Genomic DNA, 13,320 nt, shown 5'->3' with positions numbered 1-13,320 from the left:
GGGGTGGTCGTTGTCGGAGGTTCTTCGTGGCGGTGAGCTGGGTCGGGTGGGGGTGGTGCAGCCGGCGTCGTGGGCGGTGATGGTGGCGTTGGCGGCGGTGTGGCGTTCGTATGGTGTGGAGCCGGACGCGGTGGTCGGGCATTCGCAGGGTGAGATCGCCGCCGCGGTGGTGTCGGGTGCGTTGTCGCTCGAGGACGGTGCGCGGGTGGTGGCGTTGCGCAGTGCCGCGATCGCGCGCCGGCTCGCGGGTGCCGGGGGCATGATGTCGGTGGCATTGCCGGCCGGCGAGGTGGCTGGGCGGCTGGACGAACGGCTCTCGATCGCCGCCGTCAACGGCCCGCGCTCGGTGGTCGTCTCCGGCGTGCCCGCCGCCCTCGACGCGCTGCGGGACGAGCTGGCCGCCGAGGACGTGCGTGTCCGCCGCGTCCCCGTCGACTACGCCTCCCACTCCCACCAGGTGGCCGAGCTGCGCGACGAGCTGCTCACCGAGCTGGCCCCGGTCCGCCCGCGCCCCGCCGACGTGCCGTTCTGGTCCACGGTCACCGCCGACCGGATCGACACCACGACCATGGACGCCGACTACTGGTACCGCAACCTTCGCCAGACCGTCCGCTTCGAACCGGCGGTCCGCGGCCTGCTCGACACCGGCCACCGGGCGTTCATCGAGGTCAGCCCGCACCCCGTGCTGACCTTCGCCGTCCAGGAGACAGCCGAGGACGCCGGCGGGCGGGTGGTCGTCGCCGGCACGCTGCGCCGCGACGACGGCGGTGGCGACCGGCTGGCCACCTCCCTGGCCGAGGTGTTCGTCCGGGGCGTCACCGTCGACTGGGCGCTCCCCGCCGGTCGGCGCGTCGACCTGCCCACCTATCCCTTCCAGCGCGAGTCCTACTGGTCCCCACCCGCCGTGCTCGCGCAGGCCGACCGCGGCGAGCCGACCGACGACGGCGCCTGGGCCGCCATCGAGCAGGCCGACCCCGCCGTGCTCGCCGCCGACCTGCGCGTCGACCAGGACGCACTGGCAGCCGTGCTGCCCGCGCTGACCGCCTGGCGCCGCGACCGCGACGAGGAGGCCACCGTCGACTCCTGGCGGTACCGGATCCGCTGGACCCCGGTGCCCGCCGGCCCGGCACCCGCCCTGGCCGGCACCTGGCTGCTGGTCACCCCCGGCGACGGGGACACCGAGGTCGAGGCCGTGCTCGGCGCGCACGGCGCCGAGGTTCGCCGGCTGGTGCTGACCGAGACCGACCGGGCGGGCGTCGCCGACCGCCTCCGCGAGGCCGGCGCCGCCGAGGCGGCCGGCATCGTCTCGCTGCTCGCCGAGGCCGGCGACCCCACCCCCGGACACCCGGCCCTGCCGCTCGGGCTCGCCCGCACCGTCACGCTCGTCCAGGCACTCGGCGACGCCGGGATCGAGGCACCGCTGTGGTGTCTGACCAGGGGAGCCGTCTCCACCGGCCGTTCCGACCAGGTCGAGAACCCGGCGCAGGCACTGGTCGCCGGCATCGGCTGGACGGCGGCGCTGGAGCACGCCGACCGCTGGGGCGGAACCGTCGACCTCCCACCCGTCCTCGACGGGCGCGCCGGGCGGCGCCTGGCCGCCGCGCTCGCCGGCGACACCGGAGAGGACCAGCTCGCCGTACGCGGCTCCGGCCTGCTCGCGCGCCGGCTCGTGCCCGCGCCCGCCGCGCCGCCGACCGGCCGTTGGGAGCCGGGCGGCACGACGCTGGTCACCGGCGGCACCGGCACCCTCGCACCGCACGTCGCCCGCTGGCTCGCCGAGCACGGCGCCGACCACGTGGTGCTGGCCAGCCGCCGCGGCCCGACCGCTCCCGGCGCGGAGGACCTGGTCGCCGGCCTTGGCGTGCCAGCCGAGGTGGTGGCCTGCGACGTCACCGACCGGGAGGCGCTCGCCGCCCTGCGCGACCGGCTCCGCGACGAGGGCCGCGAGGTGCGCACCGTCATCCACGCCGCCGCGGTGATCGAGCTGTCCCCGCTCGCCGACACCGACCTGGACGGCCTCACCACCGTGCTGGACGCCAAGGTCACCGGCGCCCGCAACCTCGACGAGGTGTTCGGCGAGGTCGACCGCTTCGTGCTGTTCTCCTCGGTCGTCGGGCTGTGGGGTGCCGGCCAGCACGCCGCCTACGTCGCCGGCAACGCCTACCTGCACGCGCTCGCCGAGCACCGCCGCGCCCGCGGCCGCGCGGCGACCTCCCTGCACTGGGGCATCTGGGCCGACGACCTCGAGCTGGGCCGGGTCGACCCCGGCCAGATCCGGCGCAGCGGTCTGGAGTTCATGGACCCGCGACGGGCGCTCGCCGGGCTGCGGGCCGCTCTGGACGCCCACGACCCGGTGGTCGCGGTGGCCGACGTCGACTGGGCGCGCTACCACCCCGTGTACACGGCCATCCGGCCTACCCGACTGTTCGACGAGGTGCCGGCCGTGCGGCGGCTGGCCGAGTCGGCCGAGCACGCACCGGACCCGGCCACCGGCGGGGAGCTGGCCGCCCGGCTGCGGTCGCTGCCCGCCCAGGAACGCGAACGGGTCCTGCTGGACCTGGTCCGCGCCGAGGCCGCCGCGGTGCTCGGGCACGGCTCGGCCGACGCGCTCGACGAGCGGCGCGCGTTCCGCGACGCCGGGTTCGACTCGGTCACCGCGGTGGACCTGCGCAACCGGATCGCCAGGGGCACCGGCCTGGCCCTGCCCGCGACCATGGTCTTCGACCACCCCAACCCCGTCGCGCTGGCCGGGTTCCTGCTCGCCGAGCTGAACGGCGCGGCGCCGGCCCCGCCCGCCGAGGTCACCGCCGCGCTCGTCGCCGACGACCCGATCGCCGTGATCGGCATGAGCTGCCGCTACCCCGGCGGCGCGACCTCGCCGGAACGCCTGTGGGAGCTGGTCGTCGACGGCGTCGACGCGATCTCCGGCTTCCCGGTCGACCGGGGCTGGTCGGCCGAGGCGCTGTACGACCCCGACCCCGACCGGCCCGGGCACACCTACTCCGTCCAGGGCGGGTTCCTGCACGACGTCGCCGACTTCGACCCGGCCTTCTTCGGCGTGTCGCCCCGCGAGGCGCTGGCCATGGACCCGCAGCAGCGGCTGCTGCTGGAGACCGCGTGGGAGGCGTTCGAGCGGGCCGGGCTCGACCCGCACACCCTGCGCGGCAGCCGCACCGGCACGTTCGTCGGCGCCAGCTACCAGGACTACGGCTCCGGCGTCGCGGGCACCGTCGACAACGCCGAGGGCCACCAGGTCACCGGGTCCCTGCCGAGCGTCCTGTCCGGTCGGATCGCCTACCTGTTCGGGCTCGAGGGCCCGGCGCTCACCCTCGACACGGCCTGCTCCTCGTCGCTGGTCGCACTGCACCTCGCGGCGCGCTCGCTGGCCGCGGGGGAGTGCGGCCTGGCACTGGCCGGCGGGGTGAGCGTGATGGCCACGCCGGCCCCGTTCATCGGGTTCAGCCGGCAGCGGGCACTGGCACTGGACGGGCGGTGCAAGGCCTACGCCGAGGGCGCCGACGGCATGACGCTCGCCGAGGGCGTCGGCCTGGTGCTGCTCGAGCGGCTCTCCGACGCCCGGCGCAACGGCCACCCCGTGCTCGCCGTGCTGCGCGGCTCGGCGGTCAACCAGGACGGCGCGTCCAACGGGCTCACCGCCCCCAACGGGCCGGCCCAGCAGCGGGTCATCACCGACGCGCTCGCCGCCGCCGGGCTGCGCCCGTCGGACGTGGACGCGGTCGAGGGACACGGCACCGGCACCGCGCTCGGCGACCCGATCGAGGCGCAGGCGCTGCTCGCGACCTACGGCCGGGACCGGTCGACGCCGTTGCTGCTCGGCTCGGTGAAGTCGAACCTCGGGCACACCCAGATGGCCTCCGGGATCGCCGGCGTGATCAAGATGGTGCAGGCGCTGCGGCACGGGCTGCTGCCCAGGACCCTGCACGTGGACACCCCGTCGTCCCACGTGGACTGGTCGGCGGGGTCGGTCCGGCTGCTGACCGAGGCACAGGAGTGGCCGGCGGCGGACCGGCCGCGCCGGGCCGGGGTGTCCTCGTTCGGCCTGAGCGGCACGAACGCCCACGCGATCCTCGAGCAGGCCCCGCCCGCCGAGGTCGCGCCCGAGCCGGTCGCCGCGCCCCAGCCGGTGCTGGTGTCGGCACGCGACGAGCGGGCGCTGCGGGCCCGGGCCGCGGACCTGCTGTCGATCGTGGACGGCTCGACCTCGGTCACCGACCTCGCCGCGGCGCTCGCCACCACCCGCTCGGCGTTCGAGCACCGGGCCGCGTTCGTCGCCGCGGACCGGGACGAGCTGGTCGCGGGGCTCACCGCGGTGCGGGACGGCGAGGGGCAGCCGGGCCTGGTGACCGGCCGGGCCGGCCGAGGCCGGACGGCGGTGCTGTTCGGGGGCCAGGGCAGCCAGCGGGTCGGGATGGGCCGCGAGCTGTACGAGCGGTTCGGCGTGTTCGCCGACGCGCTCGACGAGGTGCTCGCGCACCTCGACCCGGAGCTGGACCGCCCGCTGCGCGAGGTGATGTGGGGCGAGGCGCCCGGGCTCGACGAGACGGGGTTCACCCAGCCCGCGGTGTTCGCGCTCGAGGTGGCGTTGTACCGGCTGGTGGAGTCGTGGGGCGTGGCGCCGGACTACCTGGCCGGGCACTCGGTGGGCGAGCTGGTGGCGGCGCACGTGGCCGGCGTGCTGACGCTCGCCGACGCCGCGGGGCTGGTGGCCGCGCGGGCCCGGCTGATGCAGGCCCTGCCGCCGGGCGGCGCGATGGTCGCCGTGCGCGCCACCGAGGACGAGGTCGAGAGCATGATCAACGGCCATGCGGGCGCGGTCTCGATCGCCGCCCTGAACGGGCCGTCCTCGCTGGTCATCGCCGGGGACGAGGAGCCGACGCTGCACCTCGCCGCGCGCCTGGCCGATGCGGGCCGCAGAACCAGGCGGCTGCGGGTCAGCCACGCGTTCCACTCGCCGCGGATGGACGCCATGCTCGCCGGCTTCGCCCGGGCCGCGGCGGCGGTGACCTACCACCCGCCGACGCTGCCGGTCGTGTCCACCCTGTCCGGCGCGCTCGCCACGGCCGAGGAGCTGTGCTCCCCGGACCACTGGGTCACGCACGTGCGGAACGCGGTCCGCTTCGCCGACGGCGTCAGCGCGCTCGCCGCGCAGGGCGTCACCACGTTCCTCGAGCTCGGCCCGGACGGCTCGCTGTCGGGCATGGCCGCCGAGACCCTCGGCGACACGGCGGTGAGCGTGCCGACCCTGCGCCGCGACCGGCCGGAGGTGCCGGCGCTGCTGGCCGGCGTCGCCGGGCTGCACACGCGGGGCGGCGCCGTGAACTGGCCGGCGTTCTTCGCCGACAGCGGCGCCCGCCACCTCGACCTGCCCACCTATCCGTTCCAACGGGAGCGGTACTGGCCCTCGACCGCCGCACCCGCCGCCCCGCCGGCCCACGACGACGAGCTGTGGGCGGCCGTCCGCCGCGACGACCGCGACCACCTCGCCTCGACCCTCGGCCTCGACGCCGACACCGTCGCCGCGGTCGCCCCCGCCCTCGCTCGCTGGCGGCGGCGCCGCGACGAGCAGGCCGGTGTCGACCAGCTGCGGTACCGCGTCGAGTGGCGCCCGGTGACCTCGGCGGCGCCCCCGCCCGCCGGCCGCTGGCTGGTGCTCGTCCCGCCCGGCCTCGCCCCGCCGGCGTGGCTGCCCGACCTGCTGCCCGGGGCCACCGTCGTCGAGCCGGGTCCCGACCTCGCGGTGCCGGAGGACGTGGCCGGTGTGCTGTCGCTGCTGACGCTGGCCGGGGGGCGGTCCGCGCTGACGCTGACCGCCGCCGCCGTCCAGGCCCTCGCCGACGTCGGGAGCACGGCCCGGCTGTGGTGCCTGACCAGCGGCGCGGTCGCCGTCTCGGCCACCGAGGCACCGGACCCCGACCAGGCCGCCGTGTGGGGCCTGGGACGGGTGGTGGCCCTGGAGCACCCCGACACCTGGGGCGGCTTGGTGGACGTCCCAGCGACGGTCGACCGCCACGTCGTGCGCCGGCTCGCCGGCCTGCTCGGCGGCGAGGAGGACCAGGTGGCGGTGCGCGCGGCCGGCGTGCTCGCCCGGCGCCTGGTGCCCGCCCCGGTTCCCGCGGACCGCCCCGCCCGGGAGTACCGCCCGGCCGGGACCGTCCTGGTCACCGGAGCCACCGGTGGGGTCGGTGGCCAGGTGGCGCGGTGGCTGGCCCGCGAGGGAGCCGAGCATCTGCTGCTGGCCAGCCGCGGCGGCCCGGACGCGCCCCGCGCGGGTGAGCTGGTGGCGGAGCTGACCGACCTGGGCACGCGGGTCACGCTGGCCGCCTGCGACGTCGGCGACCGCGGGGCGCTGGCCGCGCTGCTGGACGGGGTCGAGGTCACCGCCGTGTTCCACGCCGCCGGCGTGGTCGACGACGGAGTGGTCGACGCGCTCACCCCGGCCCGCTTCGAGACCGTCATGCGAGCCAAGGCCGACGGCGCCCGCCACCTCGACGAGCTGGTAGGCGAGGTCGACGCGTTCGTGCTGTTCTCCTCGACCGCCGGCGTACTCGGCGCTGCGGGCCAGGGCAACTACGCCGCCGCCAACGCCTACCTGGACGCGCTGGCCGCCCGCCGCCGAGCGCTGGGCCGCCCGGCCACCTCGGTGGCCTGGGGCCCCTGGGCCGGCGACGGCATGGCCGCGGGTACCGCGGTGGCTACCGCAGGAGCTTCGGCGGCCGTGCCCGAGAGACTGCGGCGCGGTGGTCTCACCCCGCTGCCGCCCGCACGCGCGATCGCGGCGCTGCGCCGGGCCATCGAGGCCGGCGACACCGAGGTGACCGTCGCCGACGTGGACTGGGTGCGGTTCGCGCCCGCGCTCGCCGCACTGCGGCCGGCGCCCCTGCTGGCGGACCTCACAGGGTCGGCCGACCCGGCCCCCGTTCCCGGGGAGCCGGCGCTGGCCGACCGGCTCGCCGCGCTGCCGGAGGCGCAGCGGGAGCGGCAGGTGCTCGACCTGCTGCGGGCTCAGGTCGCCGTCGTCCTCGGGCACGGTGACGGCTCCTCCGTCGACGCCGACAAGCCGTTCCGCGACCTCGGGTTCGACTCGCTCACCACGGTGGAGCTGCGCAACGCGTTGACCGCAGTGACCGGGCTGCGGCTGCCGGCGTCGCTGGTGTTCGACCACCCCACGCCGCGTGAGCTTGCGGCGTTCCTCGTGGGTGAGCTGGTCGGTCGGCTGCCGGCGCCGCAGGCCGGGGAAGCGCGGGCGGTCACCGCCGAGCCGGTCGCGGTCGTGGGCATCGGGTGTCGCTTCCCGGGTGGGGTCACCTCGCCGGAGCAGCTGTGGGAGCTGCTGGCCCAGGGCCGCGACGGGATCGTGGACTTCCCCGACGACCGGGGCTGGGACCTCGCGGCGCTCGCCGGGCGCTCGGCCACCGCCAAGGGTGGGTTCCTCGCCGGGGTCGCGGACTTCGACGCCGACTTCTTCGGCATCTCCCCGCGCGAGGCGCTGGCCATGGACCCGCAGCAGCGGCTGCTGCTGGAGACCTCCTGGGAGGCGCTCGAGCGCGCCGGGCTCGACCCGACCGCCCTGCGCGGCAGCGACACCGGGGTGTTCGTCGGCACCAACGGCCAGGACTACGTGGACGTGCTGCGCCGCGCGGCGGCGGCACTGCCCGACCCGAGCGCCGGGGAGAGCCTCGGCGGGCACGTCGCGACCGGCACCACGGCCAGCGTCATGTCCGGCCGGCTCGCCTACACCCTGGGGCTCGAGGGCCCGGCGGTGACCGTCGACACCGCCTGCTCTGCGTCGCTGGTCGCGCTGCACCTCGCCGCCCGCGCGCTGCGCTCCGGGGAGTGCTCCCTGGCGCTCGCCGGCGGGGTGTCGGTCATGTCCACCCCGGACTCGTTCGTCGAGTTCAGCCTGCAGGGCGGGCTCGCCGCGGACGGCCGGTGCAAGGCGTTCGGCGACGGCGCGGACGGCACCGGCTGGTCGGAGGGCGTCGGCGTCGTCGTGCTCGAGCGGCTGTCCGACGCGCGGCGCAACGGGCATCGGGTGCTGGCCGTCGTGCGGGGTTCGGCGGTGAACTCCGACGGGGCGTCCAACGGCTTGACCGCGCCGAACGGACCCGCCCAGCAGCGGGTGATCCGGGCCGCGTTGGCCGACGCCGGGCTGTCCACCCAGGACGTCGACGTGGTGGAGGCGCACGGCACGGGCACGACGCTGGGTGACCCGATCGAGGCGCAGGCGCTGCTGGCCACCTACGGGCAGGACCGGGAGCACCCGCTGCTGCTGGGCTCGGTGAAGTCCAACCTCGGGCACACCCAGGGCGCCGCGGGCGTCGCCGGCGTGATCAAGGTGGTGCTCGCCCTCCGGCACGGCCGGCTGCCGCGCACCCTGCACGTGGACACCCCCTCGAGCCACGTCGACTGGTCGGCCGGCTCCGTCGCCCTGCTCGCCGAGGACACGGCCTGGCCGGACACGGGCAGGCCGAGGCGGGCCGGGGTGTCGGCCTTCGGCATCAGCGGCACCAACGCGCACGTGATCGTCGAGCAGGCACCCGAGGCCGACCCCGCACCCGCCGGCGTCGAGCCCGCGGTCGTGCCCTGGCCGGTGTCGGCGCGGTCGGAGGCCGCGCTGAACGCCCAGCTCGGCCGGCTCGCCGAGTTCGCCGACCGCCACCCCGAGCTGTCCCGGGCGGCGGTCGGCCGGGCCCTGGCCACCGAGCGCGCCGCCCTGCCGAGGCGGGCGGTGCTGCTTGACGGCGTGGAGATCGCCCGCGACGTGGCCACCGCCGGTGAGCTGGGCGTGCTGTTCTCCGGGCAGGGCGCCCAGCGGGTCGGTATGGGCCGCGGGCTCTACGAGCGGTTCGACGTGTTCGCCGACGCGTTCGACGAGACCCTCGCCCACCTCGACCCCGGCCTGCGTGAGGTCGTCTGGGGCGACGAACCGGGCCTGGCCGAGACCGGCCGCACCCAGCCCGCGCTGTTCGCGCTCGAGGTCGCGTTGTTCCGGCTGGTGGAGTCGTGGGGCCTGGCGCCGGACCACCTGGCCGGGCACTCGGTCGGCGAGCTGGTCGCCGCGCACGTGGCCGGGGTGCTGTCGCTGCCCGACGCCTGCGCGCTGGTCTCCGCCCGGGCCCGGCTCATGCAGGCCCTGCCGGCCGGCGGCGCCATGGTCGCGGTGCAGGCCGGCGAGGACGAGGTGACGCCGCTCTTGGATGCCGACGTCTCGCTCGCCGCGGTCAACGGCCCCCGCTCGGTGGTGCTGGCCGGCGCCGAGCACGCGGTCCTGGCGGTCGCCGAGCGGTTCGCCGCCCAGGGCAGGCGCACCCGCCGGCTGCACGTGAGCCACGCGTTCCACTCGCCGCTGATGGACCCCGTGCTCGACCCGCTGCGCGAGGTCGCCGCCGGGCTGACCTACCACCCGCCGCGCATCCCCGTGGTGTCCACCCTGACCGGCGCGCTCGCCACGGCCGAGCAGCTGTGCTCCCCGGACCACTGGGTGCGGCACGTGCGCGAGCCGGTGCGCTTCGCCGCCGGCCTCGACACGCTGCTGGCGACCGGCACGCGGACGTTCCTCGAGCTGGGTCCGGACGGCGTGCTGTGCGCGATGGCCGCCGAGTCCCTGGCCTCGGGTGCCGTCGCCGTCCCGGCGCTGCGCGCGGACCGGGACGAGGAGACCTCCCTGGTCACCGCGCTGGGCCGGCTGCACACCCGCGGGGTGCCGGTGGACTGGCCGGCGTTCTTCGCCGACACCCGGCCGGCCGCCGTGGACCTGCCGACCTACGCCTTCCGCCGCGAGCGGTTCTGGCCGGACCTCCCCGCAGCGCCGGCACCCGCCGCCGACCCTGCCGACGCCGAGTTCTGGTCGGCCGTCGACCGCGCCGACGTCGACTCGCTCGCGGCCACGCTCGACCTGAACGCGGACGCGGGGGCGCTCGCCACGGTCCTGCCGGCGCTGTCGAGCTGGCGCCGCCGGCGGCAGGAGCGCTCGGTCGCCGAACGCTGGTGCTACCGGGTGGACTGGCAGCTGGTGCCCGTCCCCGTCAGCGCCGAGCCGCCGGGGACCTGGCTCGCCGTGGTTCCCCCCGGCTGGACCGGTGACGAGTGGCTGTGCGCCGCGGTCGCCGCCCTGGGCGGCGCGGTGCTCCCGGTCGAGGACGGCCCGGACCTGGCGACCCGCCTGGCCGAGGTCGGCGCGGGGGTGAGCGGGGTGGTGTCGCTCCTGGCGGCGGCCGCCTCCCCGGCGCCGACCGACACCGGGTCCACCGCCTGGCCGACGACCATGCTCGGCGTGCTGGCCGACGCCGGTGTGGCGGCACCCCTGTGGTGCCTCACCCGGGGTGCCGCCGCCGACGAGCCGGACCCGGCCCAGGCCGCTGTCTGGGGGGCGGGCCGGGTGTGCGCGCTCGAGTCCCCGGACCGCTGGGGCGGCCTGGTCGACCTGGTCGAGCCCGCCGCCGGCCTGGGTGCCGTGCTGTCGGGGATCGGCGAGGACCAGGTCGCGGTCCGCCCCGACGGCGTGTTCGCCCGACGCCTGGTCCGTGCCGCTCCCGACGGGACCGGGTGGACGCCGGCCGGAACCGTGCTCGTGGTCGGGGCCGGCGGAATGGGTGAGCCGCTGGCCCGCTGGCTGGCCGGCGCGGGCGCCGGCCGGGTCGTGCTCGCCGGGGCCGAGCCGCTGGCCGGGCTGGAGGTCGCGGACTGCGACACCACCGACCGGGAGGCGCTCGCCGCGCTGCTGGCCTCCCTGCCCGCGCTCACCGCCGTCGTCGTGGCCGACCCGTCACCCGCCGGGGTCGCCGCGGCCGAGCACCTCGACGCGCTCACCGGCGACCTCGAGGCGTTCGTCCTCTGCACCACCGTCGCCGGTGTGTGGGGGGTGGCCGGACGCGGTGCCGAGGCCGCCGCCGGGGCCCACCTCGAGGCGCTGGCCCTGCGCCGGCAGCGCCGAGGGCGCCCGGCCACCAGCATCGCCTGGGGTTCCTGGGGCGCCGACGGCCCGCTGGCCGCGCACCTGCGGCTCACCGGGCTGCCTCCGCTCGACCCCGACCTCGCGCTGGCCGTGCTCACCCGGGTCGTCGGCGGCGGCGCACCGAGCACGGTCGTCGCCGACGTCGCCTGGGACCGGTTCGCCGCCGCGTTCACCGGGGCCCGACCCAGCCCGCTGCTCACCGGCGTACCGGAGGCACGGGTGGCGCTCGACACCGCCCGGCGCGACCGGCGCGCGGCCGAGGGCGCCGCCGACCGGCTGCGCGAGCGCCTGGCCGCGCTGCCCCCCGCCGAACGGCACCCGGTGGTGCTCGAGCTGGTCCGGGAACGGGTCGCGGCGGTGCTCGGCCACGTCGGCGCCGAGGCGGTGGAGGCGGACCGGGCCTTCCGGGAGCTCGGGTTCGACTCGCTGACCGCCGTCGACCTGCGCAACGAGCTGAGCACGGCCACCGGCCTGGCGCTGCCGGCCACGCTCGCGTTCGACCATCCCACCCCCGCCGCACTCGCCGAGCACGTGCTCGCCGAGCTGCTTCCCGACGCGTCGGTCAGCGACGAGGAGGCCGACCTCCGCGCCCTGCTCGCGTCGGTGCCGCTGACCCGCCTGCGGGAGATCGGCGTGCTGGAGCCGCTGCTCCGCCTCGCCGGGCGGGACGGGACGGCTGCCGCACCCGCCGACAGGGACGTCGACGCCATGGATCTCGACGCCATGGATGTCGACGACCTCGTTCAGGCCGCCTTGAACGGCCAGGCGCACGACTGAAGGGTTCGACGATGACTGCACCCAGCGACAAGGTTGTCGGCGCCCTGCGGGCCGCGCTGAAGCAGGTGGACGGCCTGCGCCAGCAGAACCGCCGGCTGGTGGAGGCCGCGACCGAGCCGATCGCCGTCGTGGGCATGGCGTGCCGCTACCCGGGCGGCGTGCGCGGCCCGGAGGACCTGTGGCGGCTGGTCGCCGACGGTGTGGACGCGGTGGGCGAGATGCCGGCCGACCGCGGCTGGGACCTGTCCCTGCTCGACGCGTTCGCGCGGGAACCGGGCGCCCCGCCGGTACCCCGCCACGGCGGCTTCCTCGACGACGTCGCCGGCTTCGACCCCGCCTTCTTCCGGATCGCGCCGCGCGAGGCGCTCGTGATGGACCCGCAGCAGCGGCTGCTCCTCGAGGTGGCCTGGGAGGCGCTGGAGCGGGCCGGCATCGTGCCCGCGACCCTGCGCGGCGGTGACACCGGAGTGTTCGTCGGCGGCGGCACCGGCGACTACCGGCTGCCGATGCAGGGCCTGGACTGGCAGACCGCGCAGTCCGGCAGCCTGCTGTCCGGTCGGCTCGCCTACACCTTCGGCCTGCACGGGCCGACCCTGTCGGTGGACACCGGGTGCTCGTCCTCGCTGGTCGCGCTGCACCTGGCCGCGCACGCGCTGCGGGCGGGGGAGTGCTCGCTGGCGCTGGCCGGCGGGGTCACGGTCATGTCCACCCCGGCCGGGTTCGTCGAGTTCGCCGTGCAGGGCGCCCTCTCGCCCGACGGGCGGTGCAAGGCGTTCGCCGAGGGCGCCGACGGCACCGGCTGGGCCGAGGGCGCCGGCGTGCTGGTGCTCGAGCGCCTGTCCGAGGCCCGGCGCAACGGGCACCGGGTGCTCGCGGTCGTCCGCGGCTCGGCGATGAACTCCGACGGCGCCTCCAACGGCCTCACCGCGCCCAGCGGACCGGCGCAGCGCCGGGTGATCCGCGCGGCGCTCGACCACGCCGGGCTGGCCGCCCGCGACGTCGACGTGGTGGAGGCGCACGGCACCGGGACCGAGCTGGGTGACCCGATCGAGGCGCAGGCCCTGCTCGCCACCTACGGCCGGGACCGCGAGACGCCGCTGCTGCTGGGCTCGGTCAAGTCGAACCTCGGGCACACCCAGGCCGCCGCCGGCGTCGCCGGAGTGATCAAGATGGTGGAGGCCATGCGGCACAGTGTGGCGCCGCGGACCCTGCACGTCGGCGCGCCCTCCTCGCACGTGGACTGGTCGGCGGGCGCGGTGGAGCTGCTGACCGAGGCCGTGGACTGGCCCGAGGCGGACCGGGCGCGCCGGGCGGCGGTGTCCTCGTTCGGGGCGAGCGGCACCAACACCCACGTGATCCTGGAACAGGGTGACACCGAACCCGTTCAGCCGACCGCGACCGACGGCGCCGTGCCGCTGGTGGTGTCCGCGAGGACCGCGGAGGCCCTGCGCGCCCAGGCCGAGGCCGTCCGCGCCCACCTCGACGCCGCGCCCTCCGCGGTGGACGTCGCGTACTCCCTGGTCACCACGCGTTCGGTGTTCGAGCACCGGGCCGTGCTGGTCGACGGT

2 protein-coding genes are annotated in these 13,320 nt (G+C 77.1%); both read left to right on the top strand.

The window, feature by feature from the left end; all coding sequences use genetic code 11:
• The coding region (locus tag BU204_RS36390; protein ID WP_143230015.1) for a type I polyketide synthase at nt 1–11,752 on the top strand (11,752 nt) is incomplete at its 5' end.
• Nucleotides 11,749–13,320, top strand: a 1,572-nt coding sequence (locus BU204_RS36385; RefSeq protein ID WP_408608079.1) for a type I polyketide synthase, incomplete at its 3' end; no start/stop codon positions are given. The genes BU204_RS36390 and BU204_RS36385, both read left to right, overlap by 4 nt.

The sequence above is a fragment of the Actinophytocola xanthii genome, from assembly GCF_001921205.1.
In the GTDB taxonomy this organism is placed as follows: Bacteria; Actinomycetota; Actinomycetes; order Mycobacteriales; family Pseudonocardiaceae; genus Actinophytocola; species Actinophytocola xanthii.
The sequence above is the reverse complement of the archived record's forward strand: the minus strand, read 5'-3'. Positions and strand labels throughout refer to the sequence as shown.